Below are 19,776 nucleotides of genomic sequence, written 5' to 3'. Positions count from 1 at the left end.
GCCAGGCCGCCCGTCTCGTTAGTTGAAGAAACCGTTGAACCAGTTGTCCAGGGCGTTGACCGGATTCGGGTTCGCCACCGGGGCGGCACAGCTCATGGGCTCACTCAGCCCAGCCAGCTTGGCCGGCACCTGCAGGCTGCCCGGGCAGTCGCTGGTAACCCGGGCGCCGCTGGTGCGGGCGAAGCTGGCCCAGCTCACCCCTTCCGGCATGTTCAAGCTCAGGCTGTTGACCCCGCGCTGGCTCATGTAGCCGCTGAACAGCTGCAAGGCACCGCTGGCACCGGTCAGCCCGGCCGGGGTGTTGTCATCGCGGCCAACCCAGATGCTCACCAGCTCGTTGTTGTCGAGCCCGGTAAACCAGGAGTCTCTCAACTCGTTGGTGGTGCCTGTCTTGGCGGCCATGGTGGCGCCGGGGAACTTGGCACTCAGGGCGCGGGCCGTGCCCTGGCTCACCGTCTTGGTCATGGCGAACAGGGTCAGCCAGCTCGCCTGGGGATCCGTGACCCGCTTGGCGGCTTCGTCGTGCTGATAGAGCTGGCTGCCATCGCTGTTCACCACGGCGCGAATGGCCGACAGCGGCTGGGTCAGCCCCTGGTTGGCGATGGGCAGGTACATCTGGTTCACCTCCATGGGCGAGAGGGCAACGGCCCCCAGCACCAGGGACGGATAAGGCTGGATCTCCTGGGAGACGCCGAGCTTGTGTAAGGTATCCACCACCTTGTCCAGCCCCACCTGCAGACCGAGGTTGACGGTCGGCACGTTCAAGGAGCTAGCCAGCGCCTCCATCAGGGGCACGCTCTGGCGGAACTTGCGATCATAGTTCTGGGGCGTCCAGATCTGGCCATCCTGACCGCGGATGCGGATCGGCTGATCTTTCAGCGGAGTGCCCAGGGTCAGGCCATTGGAGAGACCGGTCAGGTAGACAGCCGGCTTGACCAGGGAGCCTATCTGACGGCGGGCATCCAGCGCACGGTTGAAGCCGGCGTAGCGCGGATCCCGGCCCCCCACCATGGCGACCACTTCCCCCTTGTGCCAGTCGGAGACCACCATGGCCGCCTCCAGCTTCTTCTTGCCGCGCTGCTTCTCTATGGTGGCCAGACCCGACTCCACCGCCTGCTCGGCGGCGTGCTGGGCGATGGGATCCAGGCTGGTGAAGATCTTGAGGCCGGACTGCTTGAGCAGATCCGGGCCGAAGCGGCTCTGAATTTCGCGCTTGAGCAGCCCCATGAAGGCCGGGGTGCGACCATAGCTCATCTGACCGCGGGTGATGATGCCAAGGGGCTGCTTGCTGGCCAGCTCATATTCAGGCTGGGTCAGGCTGCCGTGATCCATCAAGAGCTTGAGCACCAGATCCCGACGCGCCTTGGCCCGATCCGGGAAGCGCCAGGGATCGTAATAGGAGGGACCCTTCACCATGCCCACCAGCAGGGCCACCTGATCGATGTCCAGCTCGTTGACCGGGATGCCGAAATAGAAGTAGGAGGCGAGCCCGAAGCCATAGACCCCTTGGGAGAAGTTCTGCCCCAGATAGACCTCGTTGAGGTAGGCCTCCAGGATCTCGTCCTTGCTGTAGCGATAGTCGATCAGCACCGCCATATAGGCTTCCTGGGCTTTGCGCCACAGGCTGCGCTCGCGAGTCAGGAAGAAGTTCTTGGCGAGCTGCTGGGTGAGGGTACTGCCCCCCTGCACGGTACGGCCGGCCAGCACGTTGGCGACCATGGCGCGCATGATGGCCACAGGCGAGACGCCGCCGTGCTGGTAGAAGTCCCTGTCTTCCGTGGTGAGCAGGGTCACCAGCAGGCTGTCCGGCACCTCGGCGATGCGCACCAGCAGGCGATCCTCCCGATCCTCGGTGTTGAGTCTGTCCAGCAGCACAGGGTCCATCTGGGCATAGCCGAGCGGACGCTGGTTCTCGAGAGACTGGATCCCCTCCAGCCGCGCGCCGTTGAAGGTGAGGCGCAGACCGCGGGCGGCGTCGGCACCGTCGTGGAAGGCGAACGGACGGCGGATCAGCTCAATCTTGTTGCCGTTGACCGCATATTCCCCCGGGGTGTGGGGCTGGCGCACCTGCTTGTAGCTCAGCATGTTGAGCTCGCGCATCATCTGGGTCTGGGAGAGACGCTGGCTGGGGTAGAGCTCAAGCGGACGGCTGTAGACCATCACCGGCAGCTGCCACTTCTCGCCATCGAAGCGCTCACGCACCTTGGTATCGAGATAGATACCGAACACCACCATGAAGGCGCCCACCACCAGGGAGAGCTTGAAGCCAAGCCAGAACAGCTTGCGCCAGAGGGTGCGTTTGGGCGCCGCCTTCTTGGGCGTGCTCTTGCGTCTTTGGGTTGCCATGAATCCTCTTTTCTACTCGTTATATCCATTGCGATCCCCGCCACGGCGGGGTCGGCGAAATGCCGGGCTCATGCCCTTGCATACTCTGTATTCTGTCAAAGGTCCCGGGTTCGATTCACCACCCGGCGGCCGCATCGAACTATGCTGGCCGTTGAGGCGAAGCCCATCGGCCCTAGATCCCCATCTTCTTCTTGGTCACCCTGGTGGGCATGGCCTCCAGCGGGTTGTCCGGCCAGTAGTGACGGGGATAGCGCCCCTTCATCTCTTTCTTCACCTGCTCGTAGGAGCCGGCCCAGAAGGCGGCGAGATCCGCTGTGATCTGCAGGGGCCGCTGGGCCGGGGAGAGCAGCTCCACCACCAGAGGCACCCGGCCATCGGCCACGCAGGGGGTGCTGGCCTGGCCAAACATCTCCTGTATGCGCACCGGGATCACGGGGGCCTGGCCCGGCTCATAGCGAATGCGCACCCGACTGCCGGTCGGTGCCTGAAAATGGCTCGGCAGCGCCTCGTCCAGCCGCTTGGGCAAGGGCCAGGGCAGGGACTGGCGCAGCACCTCCACCAGGTTGAGCCGCTTGAGCTGCTCCAGCCGGGTCATGCCGCTCACCGCCGGCAGCAGCCACTCTTCCAGCCGCGCCAGCAGGCTGTCGTCATCCATGGCGGGCCAGCCCTCGTCCGGCAGCCAGTCGGCGGCGCAGCGCAGCCGGGCCCGCAGCCCTTCGCTGCTCTCGTCCCAGGGCAGCACGTGCAGCCCCTTGCGACGAATGCCCTGCAGCAGGCAGCGCCCCTTCTGCTCGTCCGACAGCTCGGTCAGGGGGCGCTGGCTCAGCACCAGTTCGCCGAGCACCTGCTGGCGCTCGGCCCGCACCCGCTCCTCCCGCTCGTCCCAGTCGAACCACTGGCGCTCGCTCACCAGCTCCGGCAGTTGGCGCACCAGCTCGTCCAACTCCACGGGTTCTGCGATGAAGATGCGGCTGCCCCGCTCGTTCTGTCCCATCTCCACGGCGACGAGGGCCGCTTGTCCCTGACAGGGATGACCTTCTACCAGATCGCAGCTCACCCCACCACTGAGTTGATAGCGGCTGCCACTGCGCAGCTTGCCAACCCGATCCGGCCAGGCGAGGGCACACAGCAGCCCGAGCCATTGTCCCTGTGCCTGCCCAGGCCGCACGCCGAGGCGCTCGAACCAGCGGGCGGCGCCCTGGCGCAGGGCCCCGAGCCTGCGATGGAACAGCACCGAGAGGCGCTCCGATCCTCGCAGATCCTCTTCCAGCAGCGCCACCAGGAAAGCGGCATCGGCGACAATCCCTGTCAGACCCTCGGTCTCCAGCGCCTTGGCCCGCAGCAGCATGCGGGCCAGACGGGGATGGGTACCGATCGCCGCCATGGCGCGCCCTGCCGGGGTCAGCTGTGGCTCCCCCTCGGCCTTCATGGCGCCGAGCGCCACCAGCAACCGCCGGGCACTGGCCAGGGCGGCGGCGGGGGGCATGTCCAGCAGCGGCAGGCTTTCCACCCTGGCCCCCCACTGGGCGGCGTCCAGCAGCAGGCCGGTCAGCTCCTGGGTCAGTATGTCCGGTGGGCTCTGCTCGGCGAGACGCGCCTGCCCCTCGCTGCTCCAGAGGCGATAGCAGACACCGGGGCCGAGGCGGCCGGCGCGGCCCGCCCGCTGGGTGGCAGAGGCCTTGGCGATCTGGCGGGTCTCCAGTCGGGTGACGCCGCTCTTCAAATCGAAGCTGGCGCGTCGCTCCAGGCCGCTGTCGATGACGACAGACACGCCTTCGATGGTGAGGGAGGTCTCCGCCACATTGGTGGTAAGCACCAGCTTGCGGCGACCCGCCGGCGCCGGCTCGATGGCGGCCTGCTGGGCCACCATGTCCAGACGGCCATAGAGAGGCGCGAGGCGCACGTCATCGGGTAACTTACCCTCCAGCCACTGCGCCAGCCGCTCTATCTCCCCCTGTCCCGGCAGAAACACCAGGGCGCTGCCGGAATGCGTAGCCAGCGCCTCCAGCACCACGGCACCCACTTGCGGCTCCAGCCACTGCTGGCGATTGGCGGGGCGATAGTGATAGTCGATGGGAAAGCCGCGCCCCTCGGAGCGAATGACGGGAGCATCCGGCAGCAGCGCCTCCAGCGCCATGCCATCCAGGGTGGCGGACATGATCAGCAGCTTGAGATCCTCCCTCAATCCCTGCTGACTCTCGATGGCGAAGGCGAGAGCCGTATCCGCATGCAGACTGCGCTCGTGAAACTCATCGAAGATGACCAGGGAGACTCCCGCAAGCTCGGGATCCTGCTGCAGCATCCGGGTCAGCACTCCCTCGGTCACTATCTCGAGCCGGGTACGGGCACTGGTGCGACTCTCGCCACGTACCCGCAGGCCGATGCGATCCCCCACCTGCTCGCCCAGTTGGCGCGCCAAAAAGCTCGCTATATTGCGCGCCGCCAGCCGTCTGGGCTCCAGCATGATGATGCGACCGGGCAGCCGGGCCTGGCGTACCAGTTCCAGCGGCAACAGGGTCGACTTGCCCGCGCCGGGAGGGGCCTGCAGGATCACGCTGGCATGAGTGTCGATGACATCGAACAGCTCGGGCAGCACCGAGACGATAGGGAGTTGGGACAAAACGGCGAAAACCTTCTGTGGCGACCTGAAAAATGGTGTCCATTCTGCCATAGCAGGGGGTGTCCTGTAAGCGCATCAGGGCATGGCAATCCGATCCCCTCGCCATCCGCGCCAGTCCGAGCGACCTGCGGCGGCGAGACACAGGCAGGCCCACTGCCATAGAATGGGTCATTCCCGCTCTTGAGGACCGACGACTCGCATGCCCAAACTCTTCTTCGCCCTGCCCCTGCCCGAGCTGGCTCCTGCCCTAATCGACTGGCGCGAGCAGCACCCCTGGCCCGGACTGCCGGTGCCGGAGATCAATCTGCATCTGACCCTGGCCTTTCTCGGCGAGGCGGATGAGGCGACGCAAGCGCGTCTCATCGCCGCCGCCGAGCAGCAACACTGCCCGCCCTTCACCGTTCGACTGGATCAGACCGGCTGGTTCGCCCGCGCCAAGGCCGCCTGGGTGGGGCCAAGGGAGTGGCCGAACGAGTTGAACGTGCTGGCCAGGGCCCTGCGCCGTCACGGTGAGAAGCTGGGGCTGGGCAACGGCGAGCAGGGCTATCGCCCCCACGTCACCCTGTCGCGCAAGGCAAACGAGGCGCCAAGCGAGTTGCTGGCGCCGGATTTTGAGGTGCAGGCGGATCGCTTCTGCCTCTATCGCTCCGTCAGCACCCCGGACGGGGTCTGCTATGAGCCCATCGCCTGCTGGCCCCTGCGAGCGCGCATCAAAGAGCAAAAACGCGAGGAGCTGACCCCATGATCTTCGATCCCCCCCTGCAGTCCGGGCTGCTCATCAGTCGCTACAAGCGCTTCCTGACTGATGTGCAACTCGACAGCGGCGAGACCATCACCATCCACTGTGCCAACACGGGGGCCATGACCGGCTGCGCCCTGCCGGGCACCCGGGTCTGGTATTCCACCTCCAACAATCCCAAGCGCAAGCTGGCCCACAGCTGGGAGATAGCCGAGAGTCCGGCGGGGCACTTTATCTGCGTCAACACGGCGCGGGCCAACCAGATTGCCAAGGAGCTGATCGAGCAGGGTGCGTTGGCGCCACTCGAGGGCTATGCCAGGCTGCGCACCGAGGTGAAGTATGGCGAGGAGAACAGCCGCATCGATCTGCTCTTGGAAGACGATGACAAGCCGAGCTGTTACATAGAGGTGAAGTCGGTGACCCTACTGGATGAGCGCGATCGACCCGGCATGGGCTACTTTCCGGATGCGGTGACCACGCGCGGCGCCAAGCATTTGCGTGAATTAATGGCCATGAAGGCAGCCGGTCACAGATCCGTGCTGCTGTTCATGGTATTACACTCAGGGATTGAACGAATGCGCCCTGCAGCCCATATAGATCCGCACTATAGTCAGCTTGTTGAGCAGGCGATGGCGGCAGGGGTTGAAATTTTATGCTATCGCCCCCATGTTGGGGTGCAGGGCATGGTGGCTCAAGACTTTATTCCGTTTGAATCTGACCACCTGCTACCCGAGGGCAACAAATAAATGCTGGAGTGGGTAACATTATTGGCAAGGCTTGTTTGCCTCCTGTTGACCCTTCTGCTATAGATACCGCCCTCAATTTATGGATGGCACGGGTAGCGTGCTGAATTAGGAGACAGGGCATGCCAACAGGCGAAAACAGGAAATCTCTGGGCCCCCTGGCCATTGCGGGTGTAGAGCCTTACCAGCCGAAAGCCGGTGAGGAATACATGAATGACCAACAGAAGGTACATTTCCGCAAGATCCTGGGAGCCTGGCGCAACCAACTGATGCAGGAAGTTGATCGCACCGTTGACCACATGAAAGATGAGGCTGCCAACTTTCCGGATCCAGTCGATCGCGCCGCGCAGGAAGAAGAGTTTGCTCTCGAACTGCGTACCCGCGACCGTGAGCGCAAGCTGATCAAGAAGATCGAAAAGACCTTGCTGCTGCTCGAAGAAGACGATTTTGGTTACTGCGAACATTGCGGCATCGAAATCGGCATTCGTCGCTTGGAAGCCCGTCCGACTGCTGACCTCTGTGTCGACTGCAAGACGCTGGCTGAAATCAAGGAAAAACAGATGGCTGGCTGATGCCGACCGTCGACGTGAACAAAAAAGGGAGCTTGCGAGCTCCCTTTTTTATTGCGCTTTATTGTTGAGATTTTGCCGGGTGCGTCCCAGAATGCAGCCTTAATGAACCGCTTTCCCCGATGGCCGTGCCCGTGAATACAGCCCCTTCTCCCCAGACTCGTCCTTATATAGGCCGCTTTGCCCCCTCCCCCTCAGGCCCGCTCCATTTCGGATCCCTGGTGGCGGCCCTTGGCAGCTTCTTGCAGGCGAGGGCGCAAGGAGGGCGCTGGCTGGTGCGCATCGAGGACATAGATCCGCCGCGGGAGATGGCGGGGGCCAGTTCGCTCATTCTCGAAACACTGGCGGCCTATGGCCTCGAGTGGGATGGGGAGGTGATGTTCCAGAGCCAGCGTCATGGGCGCTATGACGAGATAATCGAGCAACTCTACCGGGCCGAGGATCTCTACTGGTGCCGCTGCACCCGCCGCGAGATCATGGCCGGCGGCGGCTTCTACAACGGTCATTGCCGTGAGCTGGAGCTGGGGGCACAGGGCTGCGCCGCCCGGCTGCGCCAGCAGCACCCCGTCTACCAGTTCGACGATGCGCTGCAGGGTCATGTCTCCGTGCCCGCAGCACTGGCGGAAGAGGACTTTATCATCCGCCGTCGGGATGGCCTCTACGCCTACAACCTGGCGGTGGTGGTGGATGACATGGATTGCGGTATCACAGAGATAGTGCGCGGTGCCGACCTGCTGGAGCCCACGGTGCGCCAGATTGCGCTCTACCAGGTTCTGGGGGCCGCTGTTCCTGATTGGGTGCATCTGCCACTGGCGGTGCTGGCCGATGGCAACAAGCTCTCCAAGCAGAATCACGCCCCGGCGCTGGCGCCCGATGAAGTGAGACCGGCGCTCTGGCAGGCACTCGCGTTTCTCGGCCAGTGTCCGCCCCCTGAGCTCGCGGCTGGCACAATCGATGAGATCATCGCCTGGGGTATAACGCACTGGCGGCTGGAGCAGGTTCCCCGCCAGCAAAAGATCCCCATGGGGCCTCGCGAGTAACGCGGCTCAGCCCCCTTATTTGGTCTGGTATGAGCATGCTGAAGAAACGACTCCCGTGCTTATATGATCAGAGCAGGCCACACAGTTTCTCATTTGGCTGGGGCTGAGCTATGATAGGCCGCTATTTTTTGGCCTCCCGTCAATTTGAAGTCATGAAGAGGTGTACCATTTTTTCCCAGATCGCAAACTTTTGCCGCAAGGTGCTCGGCAAGGAAGACGGCGAGCAGTCGATAGAATCTCCCCTGCCGGCCCACGTCGCCGGTCAGCGTCGAACCTTGAGCCGTGACCAGCACCCCATCTCGCGCAAAGAGATCAGCGAGAATGCGCTCAAGGTGCTCTACCGCCTGAACAAGGGTGGCTATGATGCCTACCTGGTCGGCGGCGGCGTCCGGGATATTCTGCTCGGGAAGACGCCAAAGGATTTCGACATCGCCACCAACGCGACGCCGGAGCAGATCAAGGCGCTGTTCAGCAACTGCCGCCTGATCGGCCGCCGCTTCCGCCTGGCCCACATCGTCTTTGGTCGTGACGTGATCGAAGTGGCTACCTTCCGTGGTCACCACCATCAGGTCAATACCAGCAAGCACGTGTCGGCCCAGTCTGATGAAGGCATGCTGCTGCGCGACAACGTCTACGGCACCATCGAAGAGGATGCCGAGCGCCGTGACTTTACCGTCAACGCCCTCTACTACAGCGCCAGGGACTTCACCCTGCACGACTTCGAGGGTGGCATCGAGGATCTCGCCCAGCGCAAGCTGGAGCTGATCGGCGACCCCGAGACCCGTTACCGGGAAGATCCGGTGCGCATGCTGCGCGCCGTGCGTTTCGCAGCCAAGCTGGACATGACCATCAGCCCACGCACCGCCGCCCCCATCAAGGAGCTGGCACCGCTGCTGCAGGACATTCCCGCCGCCCGCCTGTTTGAGGAGACCCTCAAGCTGTTCCTGGCTGGCGACGGTCTGGCGACCTACAAGCTGCTGCGTGAATACGGGCTGTTCCAGCCGCTGTTCCCGCAGGTTGCCGCCCTGTTCACCCCCCATGGCACCTCACCGTTCGAGCAGTTCATCGAGCAAGCCTTGATGGATACCGACACCCGGGTCCGTGAAGAGAAGCGGGTATCCCCGGCCTTCCTCTACGCCACCCTGCTGTGGGGCGCCGTAGAGGCCCGTGCTCGCGTACTGGAAAACGAGAGCGGCCTGCCCTGGCACGACGCTTTCATGCTGGCCATCAACGAGGTGCTGGATGCTCAGGTACGCATCATAGCCGTGCCGCGCCGCTTCACCACGGATGTGCGTGACATCTGGGCGCTGCAACAGCGACTGACTCGCCGTCAGGGCCGTCATCCCGAGCGCGCCATGGAGCATCCCAAGTTCCGCGCGGCCTTTGACTTCCTGTTGCTGCGCAACCGGGTCGAACGGGGTCTGGGCGAGCTCGCCAGCTGGTGGGAGCGCTACGTGGCCTCCAACCCGGACGTGCGCCCACAACTGCAGCGGGAGGCGACCCGCCGCCCTGCAAGCGGTGAGCGTGGTCAGGCCGGTGAGGCCCGTAGCGGTGATGTCGAGAAGCGCGGCAGCAACAGCCGCAACCGTCGTCGCCCCCGTCGCCGCAAGCCGAAAGCGGCTGAGTAAAGGACACAGATGATCGAGGTCTTCGTTGCCGTCGGCTCCAACCTGGGCAATCCCATTGCCCAGGCCAGACACGCCATCATGGCGCTGGCGGTACTGCCAGAGTCAGAGCTGCAACAGGCCTCGCAACTTTACGGCAGTCGCCCCATGGGCCCGGCGGATCAGCCGGACTACGTCAATGCCGTGGTGCGACTTCATACCCAGCTCGGCCCCCTGGCCTTGCTGGATCAACTGCAGAAAATCGAGTTGGAACAGGGACGAGTGCGCAAGGACGAGCGTTGGGGTCCAAGGACCCTGGATCTGGACCTGCTGCTGTACGGCGAGCAGGTCATCCAGCATGAACGCCTGACCGTCCCCCACTACGGCATGAAGGAGCGGGAGTTCGTCCTGCTTCCCCTTGCCGAGCTCGCACCCACCCTGGTGCTGCCCTGTGGCACCCCGCTCACCGAACTGGTTGCCCGCTGCCCGCGCAATGGTCTGTCGATCCTTGCCGGTGCCACGGACGAGTAGAGGAGTAGGAGCAACGTTATGAGCAAGATAACCACCGGCAGCCTGTTGAAAATGAAGCAGGACGGGCAAAAGATCACCGCCATCACCGCCTATGATGCCAGCTTCGCCAAGCTGTTCGACGACGAAGGCGCTCAGGTGCTGCTCATCGGTGATTCCCTCGGCATGGTGCTGCAGGGGGGTGAAGATACTCTGGGCGTCAACATGGATGAGATGGTCTATCACACCCGCTGCGTGGTGCGCGGCACAGCCAAGGCACTGGTGGTGAGCGACATGCCGTTCATGAGCTACGCCACCCCTGAGCAGACCTACCAGAACGCCGCCCGCCTGATGGCCGCCGGCGCTCGCATGGTGAAGATGGAAGGGGGCGACTGGCTGTGTGACAGCATCCGCCACCTGACCCGCAACGGCGTGCCTGTCTGCGGCCACCTCGGCCTGACCCCGCAATCCGTTCACGTGTTTGGCGGCTTCAAGGTACAGGGGCGCGACGAGTTCCACGCCCAGGAGATGTACCGCCAGGCCCTCGAACTGCAAGCCGCCGGCATCCAGCTGCTGGTGCTCGAATGCGTGCCGGTCGCCCTGGCCGAGCGCATCACCAAGGCGCTGCGCATTCCGGTGATCGGCATAGGGGCCGGCCCCGCCACCGACGGCCAGATCCTGGTCATGCACGATGCCTTCGGCATCACCTCCGGCTATGTGCCCAAGTTCACCAAGAACTTCCTGGCCGAAACCGGTGACATGCATGCCGCCATCCGCCTCTATGTGAAAGAGGTCAGCGAGGGCACTTTCCCGGGCCCAGAGCACTGCTTCAACTGACTGCCAGCCTCAGGGACGTGAGCGGGGGCCTTGGCCCCCGCTTCGCCATCTGCCGCTGACTCCCCCAACCCATCTCTCTTAGATGTATCCGAAGGTGAACTATTGATGCTCGTCGTTAATAATCCCGCCGCCCTGCGTGAGCAGATCGGTCAATGGCGCCGTGAAGGGCGTGCCATCGCATTCGTGCCCACCATGGGCAATCTGCATCAGGGTCACCTGACCCTGGTCAACGAGGCCCGCAGCCACGGCGAGAAGGTGGTGGTCAGCATCTTCGTGAACCCTTTGCAGTTCGACAAGGCAGAAGATCTCGCCAACTACCCCCGCACCCTGGAGCAGGACTGCGCCGCCCTGCAGGCTGCCGGCGTGGATCTGGTGTTCACCCCGACTCCCGAGCTGATGTACCCCCATGGGTTGGCGAGCCAGACCTTTGTCGAGGTCCCCGGCCTCTCCGGCCTGCTGGAAGGCGCCCTGCGCCCCGGTCATTTCCGCGGAGTGAGTACCGTCGTCAGCAAGCTGTTCAACCTGGTACAGCCGGACGTGGCCTGCTTCGGCCAGAAGGATTACCAGCAACTCGCGCTCATTCGCAAGATGGTGGCCGACATGGCCATGCCGGTGCAGATCGTCGGCGTGCCCACGGTACGCGCCGACGACGGCCTGGCCCTCTCCTCGCGCAACGGCTACCTGAGCGCCGCCGAGCGCGCCCTGGCTCCCGAGCTCGCCCGCACCATGAACTGGATTGCCGAGCAGATCGAGGCGGGCAATCATCATCTGCCCTCCCTGGTGGCCCAGGCCAGCCAGCGCTTGGACAACGCAGGTTTTCGGACCGATGCCATCGACATCGTCGATGCGGACACCCTCGAATCCGCCTCTGCCGACTGCGAGCGGCTGGTGATCCTGATGGCGGCCTACCTCGGCAAGGCCCGCCTCATCGACAACCGCGTCGTGACGCGTCAATCAGCCTGATCTCAAGGATAGACCATGTCCAAGAAGGTTTACTGCATCGCCCAGTTCCAGCCCAAGCCGGGCAAGGAGCAGGCCCTGTTCCAGGTCTTGCAGGGGTTGGAGCCCAACACCCTGCGCGAAGATGGCTGCCAGCAATACATAGTGACCCGCCACATTCCGAGTCCCTTCGCCGAGGGGGAGAGCTTCCCCATCGTGTTCAACGAGATCTGGCGCGACATGGCGAGCTTCGAGGCGCACTGCCAGCGGGCCGAGATCAAGGCCTTCTTCGAGCGCTACTGCCTCGCCGACGATGGCTTGGCGGCCAAGTGGAACGTCTGCGTCTACAGCGACGAGCCACAGCAGTACGACGCTCCCGTGTTCTGAATCCATGACATATGCACAAAACAAAAGGCGCCCGCAGGCGCCTTTTTTCATGGCTGAAATACTCAGTGCCGCAGGCCGGTGCCGCGGGAGATGAGCCACCAGGCCAGGGCGTAGAACACCACGATGAAGCCGATGATGATGAGGTAGGCGGTGCCGAGCGGCACGTCCGAGATGCCGAGGAAGCCGTAGCGGAACGCGTTCACCATGTAGATGATGGGGTTCACCTGGGAGACCCCCTGCCAGAACGGCGGCAGCAGGCTGATGGAGTAGAATACCCCGCCAAGGTAGGTGAGCGGCGTCAGCACGAAGGTGGGTATGATGCTGATGTCGTCGAAGGTCTTGGCAAACACGGCGTTGATGAGCCCCGCCAGGGAGAACAGGATCGCGGTCAGCAGCACGGTGAAGCAGACGCTGAACAGATGGTGGATCTGCAGCGGTACGAAGAACAGGGACACCAGGGTGACGATGAGGCCGACGCAGAGGCCGCGCGCCACACCGCCACCCACGTAGCCGGCGATGATGACGTAGTTCGGCACCGGTGCCACCAGCAGCTCCTCCACGTTGCGCTGGAACTTGGCGCTGAAGAAGGACGAGGCGACGTTGGAGTAGGCGTTGGTGATGACCGACATCATGATGAGGCCGGGCACGATGAACTCCATGTAGCTGAAGCCCCCCATGTCACCGATGCGCGAGCCGATGAGGTTGCCGAAGATGACGAAGTAGAGGCTCATGGTGATGGCCGGCGGCACCAGCGTCTGCAGCCAGATCCGGGTGAAGCGCACCACTTCCTTGGTCAATATGCTCTTGAAGGCGATGTAATAGGTGTTGGCGTTCATGCTGTACAACCCTCTTCCAGCAAGGTGATGTGATCAATCGCGAGACTCATGCTTTGCGCCCCTCTTCCACCAGGTTGACGAACAGCTCTTCCAGCCGGTTGGCCTTGTTGCGCATGCTCTGCACCTGCACTCCCTGGGCGGAGAGTTGCTCGAACAGGCTGTTGAGGGACTGGCTCTTGTCCAGATCCACCTCCAGGGTGCGCTCATCCTGCATGCGGCCCTGGAACTCGGGCACACTGGGTACGGCGGAGCCGGGGGCCAGGTCCAGCATGAAGGTCTCCCGGCCCAGCTTGCCGAGCAGGTTCTTCATGCTGGTGTTTTCAATCAGCCGACCCTTGTCGATGATGCCGATGTTGCGGCACAGCATCTCCGCCTCTTCCAGGTAGTGGGTGGTGAGGATTATGGTGACGCCCTGCTCGTTGAGCTGTTGCAGGAACTGCCACATGGATCGGCGGATCTCGATGTCCACCCCGGCGGTCGGTTCATCCAAAATCAGCAGCTTGGGTTCATGCATCAGGGCGCGGGCTATCATCAGGCGGCGCTTCATGCCACCGGACAGGGTGCGGGCCGCCATGTCGCGCTTGTCCCACAGATCGAGCTGACGCAGGTACTTCTCGGCGCGGACCTTGGCTTCGCTGCTCGGCACGCCATAGAAACCAGCCTGATGGGTGACTATCTGGCTCACCTTCTCGAACTGGCTGAAGTTGAACTCCTGAGGCACCAGACCGAGCTGGGCCTTGGCCTGCTCCAGCTGGCCATCGATGTCATAGCCAAACACCTTCACCTTGCCGGCACTCTTGTTCACCAGCGAGCTGATGATGCCGATGGTGGTGGACTTGCCCGCGCCGTTCGGGCCGAGCAGGGCGAAGAAATCCCCCTGCTTGACACTGAGATCGATGCCCTTGAGGGCTTCGACGCCCCCCTGATAGGTCTTCTTCAGACCGCTGATTTCCAATGCGTTCATTGCAACCCCTGTGATGGATGCGCCCATCTCGAGACAGAAAAGGCGGCCAAGGCCGCCTGCAGACAGTCGATGACAGTACGCCATCCTGCCTTTGCCACTTCCGAGCCTTGCTTATTCTTGCGGAACTACCTTGCCGATGAACGGCAGATTACGATATTTCTGGGCGTAGTCGATACCACAGCCCACCACGAACTCGTCCGGAATGGAGAAGCCAATCCAGTCCACCGGTACCTGCACCTCACGGCGGGACGGCTTGTCCAGCAGGGTGCAGATGGCCAGGGATTTGGGTTCACGCAGGGAGAGGATCTCGCGCACCTTGTTGAGGGTGTAACCGGTATCGATGATGTCTTCGACGATCACGATATCCTTGCCCTTGATGTCGTCATCCAGATCTTTGAGGATGCGCACGTCACGGGTGCTGTGCATGCCGGAGCCATAGCTGGAGGCGGTCATAAAATCCAGGGTGATGGGCAGCTGGGTCTGACGGCACAGATCGGCCAGGAAGACGCAGGAGCCACGCAGCAAGCCAATCATGACCACTTCTTCGGAACCCTGGTAACGAGCGGTGATCTCTTCACCCAGTTTGGCGATCCGGGCGGCCACGTCGGCCTCGGAGATCATCACCTCGACAATGTGTTTCATCACATACTCCATTAATGGCCAAAGGGTAATTGGCCGTTCATTAACATCAAAACCGATGATTCTACCATTCCAACCGGAGGGCGTCAGGCATACGTGATGCTTTTATCGGCTTATTTTAATTGATAGAGTTAGCAAGCCATTTGGCATTATCGGTGACAATACTATAAACACCATAATCAATAACTATTAGATGAAAAAACTATGGAACCACGCGCAGAAATAAGACGTCGAACCCGGCTCTCGCCGGAGGCTCGTCGTGATCAATTGATGGAATGTGCCATCGAGGTATTCTCCCGTCGCGGCATCGGCCGTGCGGGGCATGCCGAGATCGCGGAACAGGCCAAGGTATCGGTCGCGACCGTGTTCAACTACTTCAATACCCGTGAAGATCTGGTCGATGAAGTGCTGGCCGAGATCGAAGGCTTTGTGCAACAGATCCTCGAGCAGGCCTACAGCGGTCAGGGTCCGGTCAAGGACAGCATCCACCGCCACGTAAAACTGTTTGTCGACGCGGCCTATGACAAACCGGACCATGCCAGTATCTGGCTGGAATGGAGTTCATCGGTACGCGAAGAGGTATGGCCCCGCTACACCCGCTTGCTGGACAAGGCGCTGGAACGCATCGCGCCCCACCTGCAGGCAGCCATGGACAATGGCGAGATCCAGAGCGTGCTGTCGGCGCAGGATCTGGCCCGTTCCCTGACCGGGTTTGGCTACGTCATGATGCAGATGATCAATCAGCCCCAGCGCCCGTCCCGGGAAGAGGTGACTGATTTCCTGTTCAAATATGTGACGGCCCCCATTCAGGTAGCCTAAACAGCCTCGGCAATGAAAAGCGGCGCCGGACTCATCGTCCGGCGCCGCTTTTGTTTGTCTGCCTTTGCTCGGATCAAGGCTTGGCGTAGCCCCAGCGCTGGGTCAGGCTCTGATCGATACCGAGGTGATCCAGGATCCGCGCCACCATAAAGTCCACCAGATCTTCGATGCTCTTGGGCTCGTGATAAAAGCCCGGCGCCGCCGGCATGATGGTCACCCCGAGCCGCGCCAGTTTCAGCATGTTTTCCAGATGGATCGCCGAAAACGGGCTCTCCCGCGGTACCAGGATAAGCTGACCACGCTCCTTGATCACCACGTCCGCCGCCCGCTCCAGCAGGTTGTCGGAGGTGCCGTTGGCGATGGCCGAGACGGTGCCCATGGAGCAGGGGCAGACCACCATCTGCTTGGGCGCCGCCGAGCCGGAGGCCACCGGCGAGAACCACTCCTCCTTACCACAGGCCACTATCTGCCCTTCCTTTGCACCATATTGGCGACAGAGATGGGCAGACAGCTCTTTGGGGCTGCCCGGCCAATCCACCTGCTGCTCGGTTTTCAGCACCACCCGGGCCGCCGAGGAGGCCAGCAGATAGACCCGATAATCGGCTTGTACCAGACATTCAAGCAAACGCAGTGCATATGGAGCGCCGGAGGCCCCTGTCAGCGCCAAGGTGATCTGTTTATCCATTTTAACTCGCGATCTTCTGCTGGAGACGGGCCAGCAGCTTGTCGTGAATGCCGCCAAAGCCGCCGTTGCTCATGATCAGAATATGATCCCCAGGACGGCTCTCGGCCACCAGCTGGGCGATCAGGGCATCCAGCTCGCCAAACACGATCGCCGGGCGGCGCATGTGAGCGGTCACCTCGCCGAGATCCCAGTCGATGTTGGAGGGCTGGAAGAAGAACACCTGATCGGCGCCGTCGAAACAGGCGGCCAGCTCTGCCTTGTGCACCCCCAGCTTCATGGTGTTGGAGCGCGGCTCCAACACCGCCAGGATGCGGGCCTTACCCACCTTGGCCCGCAGGCCGCCGAGGGTGGTCTCGATGGCGGTCGGGTGGTGGGCGAAGTCGTCATAGACGCTGATGCCGGCTACCTCGCCCTTGAGCTCCATGCGCCGTTTGGGGGATTTGAACTGGCACAGGGCAGCAATGCCGTGCTCCACCATGACACCGGCGTGGCGGGCGGCGGCGATGGCCATCAGGCCATTGTTGACGTTGTGCTCGCCGATGCACTCCCAGTGCACCTCGCCCTGCTTGACGCCGTCCAGCCACACCTCGAACACGGAACCATCGTCCGCCAGCTTGACCGCCTTCCACTTGGCGTCATCCTGACCCACCAGCTCCACCTCACTCCAGCAACCCATCTCGCGCACGGCAGTGAGGTTGCCGTCCGCCTGCGGGAACAGCACCCGGCCATTGCTCGGCACGGTGCGCATCAGGTGATGGAACTGGCGCTGGATGGCGGCGAGATCCGGGAAGATGTCCGCGTGGTCGAACTCCAGGTTGTTCATGATCAGGGTGCGCGGATGGTAGTGCACGAACTTGGAGCGCTTGTCGAAGAAGGCGCAGTCATACTCGTCCGCCTCGATGACGAAGAAGGGAGCAGAGCCCAGGCGCGCGGAGACAGGGAAGTTGCCCGGCACGCCGCCGATGAGGAAACCGGGTTCCAGTTTGGCGTACTCCAGCACCCAGGCCAGCATGCTGGCGGTGGTGGTCTTGCCATGGGTGCCCGCCACGGCCAGCACCCAGCGATCCTTGAGAACATGCTCGAGCAGCCACTGGGGGCCCGAGATATAAGGCAGGTTGCGATCCAGCACATATTCCACGCAGGGGTTGCCACGGCTCATGGCGTTGCCGACCACCACCAGATCCGGCGCAGGATCGAGCTGGGATGGATCATAACCCTCGGTCAACTCGATGCCCTGCTGCTCGAGCTGGGTGCTCATGGGGGGATACACGTTGGCATCCGAGCCGGTCACCCGGTAACCGAGCTGCTTTGCCAACACCGCCAGACCACCCATGAAGGTGCCGCAGATCCCGAGAATATGAATATGCATACCACTGCCTTTTCCAGTAAAGGGAGTGCGCATTCTACCAAGCTGGCAACGATTTGGCAGACCCAAGCAGCATGACTGGCACCAAGTCTGTCGCAGTGGCCGTGAAATATGGTCATTTGTTTCGACATCGCTATAATATCGGCCTGCAAACTTGACTCCAACACGCAAAGGAAACGTCATGAGCCTGAACCTGGTACCGGCTGGCAAGAGCCTGCCTGACGACATCTACGTCATCATCGAAATCCCGCAAAACGCCGACCCGATCAAATACGAAGTCGACAAGGACAGCGGTGCCATCTTCGTTGATCGCTTCATGTCCACCCCTATGTTCTACCCGTGCAACTACGGTTACGTGAACGCCACTCTGTCCCTGGATGGGGACCCGGTCGACGTGCTGGTGCCGACTCCTTACCCCCTGCTGGCTGGCTCCGTCATTCGCTGCCGCCCGGTCGGCGTGCTGAAGATGACCGACGAGTCTGGCGAAGATGCCAAGATCGTGGCCGTGCCGCACTCCAAGCTGACCAAGCAATACGATCACATCAAGGATGTGAACGATCTGCCTGAGCTGCTGAAAGCCCAGATCCAGCACTTCTTCGAGCGCTACAAAGAGCTGGAAGCAGGCAAGTGGGTCAAGGTGGAAGGTTGGGGCGACAAGGCCGCCGCCGAAGCAGAGATCGTGACTTCTGCCGAGCGTTACGCTGCCAAGTAAGCGTCTGCTCGCACTAAAAAGGCGCCTTATGGCGCCTTTTTTATGCTTCCGTGCGAGTGCTGGCCCGGCGTCACACCGGCCGGATCCCCCTGAATATAGAGGTCGCGCCCATTCTGCCGATAGGGGCGATAGTAGTCGTCACCGCAGCGGTAATCGCCTCCTGCCCCGCCCACCAGATCGCAGTTGACCGGCAGCACCTCCAGCCATTTGACCGCCTGCTGGAAACGCAGCCACTCCTGCCATTCATGCTCCCGCGCCAGCTGATCCCGCAGGGCAAAGGTGTCCGCCGGAGACAACCCCTGATTGACGATCACCTGGCCAGCCGTCGCCGGCAGCGTAGTTATTAATAGCAAGAACGCGGCGCCAGGTTTCATGGCAAACCTCCGAATGTCTTATTTTAAAAATTAAATTAAAAGCTTTATCAAATAATTACCAACTAAAGCTCGATCGAAGTAATCCAAATCCCGCCGTCTCACCTAGTTGTTTAGTATTCATCGGCGCAGGAAGCATCATCATGAAACTGGCAAAAGGCCTGCTGTGGAGTCTAGTGTTTGGCACCGCTGCCGCTCAGGAGGTCAGTTTCAGCTGGCAATGGCAATCTGCCGATGGCCAGCAGAAGCACCTGCAACTGAGCACGGATGAGCGCGTCATCTCCGCCAGTCGTCACGAGATGACCCTGCTCGACACCTCCCTCAACTACCCCCTCGAGACGCTCTACTCCTACATCAGCCCGCGCCTCTACAGCAGCATCAACCAGATCAACCAGAGCAGCCCGGAGACCGCCACCAAGTTTCGCAATCTGGAGCAGGCCTTCACCCTGCACGACAACAGCCAGGAATCGACCCAGTTCTGGCAGGCCTACCGGCAATATCAGGAGGATGCCTTCTACCAGATGCGGGTCTCCCCTTGCGTACACCCGGCCAACATCAAGCTGCCCTGCGTGCGGCCCAACTACTCCCAGCTGTTCTATCAGTTCAAGGGGGATCTCAAACCCCTGGCCCAGCAATTCTCGGCCAAGGATCTGGCCACCAGCGTCAACCTGTTGCAGGAGTGGTTGAACGCCATTCCCACCCCGCCGGAGCAGATGGATCACTTCGCGCCCCCCCTGCAGGCCTTGCAGGACAACAAGGCCGATAGCGACGAGAAGGCGCTCTTGATGGCCAGCCTGCTGGCGGAGCTGGCGCCCCAATACATGCTCAGCATCATCTACCCGAACATCAGCATCGGCAGCGTCTCCCCCGCCTGGCTCGCCATCACGGCGGACAGCGGCCTCAAGGGAGATACTGTGGTGATCGGCAATCAACGCCACGTGCTGCTGACCGGCTCTCCCCTGCTGGCCCAGCAGATGACCATGGCCCAGATCCCGCTGGTGAGCGAACCGCTCTATTGATCACCACTCCTCAAACCAGTTTATAACCGGTTGA

General features: G+C 62.2%; 20 protein-coding genes. 12 read left to right on the top strand and 8 right to left on the bottom strand.

Annotation, left to right across the window (positions count from 1 at the left end; translation table 11 throughout):
* Nucleotides 1-18: 18 nt before the first annotated feature.
* Together mrcB and hrpB are read right to left on the bottom strand one after the other, a co-directional pair.
* Nucleotides 19-2,346 carry a penicillin-binding protein 1B gene (mrcB, locus tag CUC44_RS06515; RefSeq protein ID WP_100859168.1) on the bottom strand — a complete coding sequence of 776 codons (2,328 nt, stop codon included), beginning with the start codon at nucleotides 2,344-2,346 and terminating at the stop codon, nucleotides 19-21.
* A gap of 172 nt (nucleotides 2,347-2,518) precedes the next feature.
* Nucleotides 2,519-4,966, bottom strand: coding sequence for an ATP-dependent helicase HrpB (hrpB, locus tag CUC44_RS06510; protein WP_100859167.1), 2,448 nt, complete (start codon nucleotides 4,964-4,966; stop codon nucleotides 2,519-2,521).
* Nucleotides 4,967-5,165: 199 nt separating this feature from the next.
* On the opposite strand from hrpB, the gene thpR reads away from it, so the two are divergent.
* From thpR to CUC44_RS06465, 9 genes are all read left to right on the top strand, one after another.
* On the top strand, nucleotides 5,166-5,711 hold the full coding sequence (gene thpR / locus CUC44_RS06505; RefSeq protein ID WP_100859166.1) for an RNA 2',3'-cyclic phosphodiesterase: 546 nt from the start codon (nucleotides 5,166-5,168) through the stop codon (nucleotides 5,709-5,711).
* Entirely contained in the window at nucleotides 5,708-6,451 is a 744-nt protein-coding gene (gene sfsA, locus CUC44_RS06500) for a DNA/RNA nuclease SfsA (RefSeq protein WP_100859165.1), read from the top strand. The genes thpR and sfsA overlap by 4 nt, the downstream gene beginning before the upstream one ends.
* Before the next feature lie 119 nt (nucleotides 6,452-6,570).
* The gene (gene dksA, locus CUC44_RS06495; protein WP_100859164.1) at nucleotides 6,571-7,020 is read left to right on the top strand and encodes an RNA polymerase-binding protein DksA; all 450 of its coding nucleotides are present in this window, start codon (nucleotides 6,571-6,573) and stop codon (nucleotides 7,018-7,020) included.
* Between the two features lie 119 nt (nucleotides 7,021-7,139).
* The gene (gluQRS, locus tag CUC44_RS06490; RefSeq protein WP_425266295.1) at nucleotides 7,140-8,057 is read left to right on the top strand and encodes a tRNA glutamyl-Q(34) synthetase GluQRS; all 918 of its coding nucleotides are present in this window, start codon (nucleotides 7,140-7,142) and stop codon (nucleotides 8,055-8,057) included.
* A gap of 152 nt (nucleotides 8,058-8,209) precedes the next feature.
* The gene (gene pcnB / locus CUC44_RS06485; RefSeq protein ID WP_167388809.1) at nucleotides 8,210-9,685 is read left to right on the top strand and encodes a polynucleotide adenylyltransferase PcnB; all 1,476 of its coding nucleotides are present in this window, start codon (nucleotides 8,210-8,212) and stop codon (nucleotides 9,683-9,685) included.
* 9 nt (nucleotides 9,686-9,694) lie between these two features.
* The gene (gene folK / locus CUC44_RS06480) at nucleotides 9,695-10,192 is read left to right on the top strand and encodes a 2-amino-4-hydroxy-6-hydroxymethyldihydropteridine diphosphokinase (RefSeq protein WP_100859163.1); all 498 of its coding nucleotides are present in this window, start codon (nucleotides 9,695-9,697) and stop codon (nucleotides 10,190-10,192) included.
* An 18-nt stretch (nucleotides 10,193-10,210) separates the two neighbouring features.
* Nucleotides 10,211-11,005, top strand: a complete 795-nt coding sequence (gene panB, locus CUC44_RS06475) for a 3-methyl-2-oxobutanoate hydroxymethyltransferase (protein WP_100859162.1) — start codon at nucleotides 10,211-10,213, stop codon at nucleotides 11,003-11,005.
* Nucleotides 11,006-11,110: 105 nt separating this feature from the next.
* Nucleotides 11,111-11,968: a pantoate--beta-alanine ligase gene (panC, locus tag CUC44_RS06470; protein ID WP_100859161.1), complete on the top strand. Its 858-nt coding sequence runs from the start codon at nucleotides 11,111-11,113 to the stop codon at nucleotides 11,966-11,968.
* Between the two features lie 15 nt (nucleotides 11,969-11,983).
* Nucleotides 11,984-12,331: a putative quinol monooxygenase gene (locus CUC44_RS06465; RefSeq protein WP_100859160.1), complete on the top strand. Its 348-nt coding sequence runs from the start codon at nucleotides 11,984-11,986 to the stop codon at nucleotides 12,329-12,331.
* Nucleotides 12,332-12,393: 62 nt separating this feature from the next.
* Here the strand turns inward: CUC44_RS06465 and CUC44_RS06460 are convergent, their stop codons facing one another.
* The 3 genes from CUC44_RS06460 to hpt form a co-directional block, all read right to left on the bottom strand.
* Complete coding sequence (locus tag CUC44_RS06460) at nucleotides 12,394-13,167, bottom strand: ABC transporter permease (RefSeq protein WP_033128789.1); 774 nt, start codon at nucleotides 13,165-13,167, stop codon at nucleotides 12,394-12,396.
* Nucleotides 13,168-13,213: 46 nt separating this feature from the next.
* Entirely contained in the window at nucleotides 13,214-14,131 is a 918-nt protein-coding gene (locus tag CUC44_RS06455) for an ABC transporter ATP-binding protein (RefSeq protein ID WP_100859159.1), read from the bottom strand.
* A gap of 111 nt (nucleotides 14,132-14,242) precedes the next feature.
* Entirely contained in the window at nucleotides 14,243-14,773 is a 531-nt protein-coding gene (gene hpt, locus CUC44_RS06450; protein WP_100859158.1) for a hypoxanthine phosphoribosyltransferase, read from the bottom strand.
* A 201-nt stretch (nucleotides 14,774-14,974) separates the two neighbouring features.
* Here hpt and CUC44_RS06445 point away from each other — a divergent pair, with 201 nt between their 5' ends.
* A complete protein-coding gene (locus CUC44_RS06445; protein WP_100859157.1) occupies nucleotides 14,975-15,589 on the top strand; it encodes a TetR/AcrR family transcriptional regulator in 615 nt (204 codons plus the stop codon).
* Nucleotides 15,590-15,662: 73 nt separating this feature from the next.
* Here CUC44_RS06445 and CUC44_RS06440 read toward each other — a convergent pair whose 3' ends face one another.
* Nucleotides 15,663-16,274: a flavin prenyltransferase UbiX gene (locus CUC44_RS06440; protein ID WP_100859156.1), complete on the bottom strand. Its 612-nt coding sequence runs from the start codon at nucleotides 16,272-16,274 to the stop codon at nucleotides 15,663-15,665.
* Between the two features lies 1 nt (nucleotide 16,275).
* Nucleotides 16,276-17,643 carry a UDP-N-acetylmuramate:L-alanyl-gamma-D-glutamyl-meso-diaminopimelate ligase gene (gene mpl / locus CUC44_RS06435; RefSeq protein ID WP_100859155.1) on the bottom strand — a complete coding sequence of 456 codons (1,368 nt, stop codon included), beginning with the start codon at nucleotides 17,641-17,643 and terminating at the stop codon, nucleotides 16,276-16,278.
* Between the two features lie 178 nt (nucleotides 17,644-17,821).
* Between mpl and ppa the strand changes: the two genes are divergently transcribed.
* Complete coding sequence (ppa, locus tag CUC44_RS06430; protein WP_005313216.1) at nucleotides 17,822-18,352, top strand: inorganic diphosphatase; 531 nt, start codon at nucleotides 17,822-17,824, stop codon at nucleotides 18,350-18,352.
* A 26-nt stretch (nucleotides 18,353-18,378) separates the two neighbouring features.
* Here the strand turns inward: ppa and CUC44_RS06425 are convergent, their stop codons facing one another.
* On the bottom strand, nucleotides 18,379-18,726 hold the full coding sequence (locus tag CUC44_RS06425; protein WP_100859154.1) for a hypothetical protein: 348 nt from the start codon (nucleotides 18,724-18,726) through the stop codon (nucleotides 18,379-18,381).
* 140 nt (nucleotides 18,727-18,866) lie between these two features.
* On the opposite strand from CUC44_RS06425, the gene CUC44_RS06420 reads away from it, so the two are divergent.
* Nucleotides 18,867-19,742, top strand: a complete 876-nt coding sequence (locus tag CUC44_RS06420) for a hypothetical protein (RefSeq protein WP_100859153.1) — start codon at nucleotides 18,867-18,869, stop codon at nucleotides 19,740-19,742.
* The last annotated feature ends 34 nt before the right edge of the window (nucleotides 19,743-19,776 follow it).

It is taken from the genome of Aeromonas lusitana, assembly GCF_002812985.1.
Taxonomy (GTDB): Bacteria; Pseudomonadota; Gammaproteobacteria; order Enterobacterales; family Aeromonadaceae; genus Aeromonas; species Aeromonas lusitana.
This window is presented reverse-complemented; position numbering and strand designations above follow the sequence as displayed.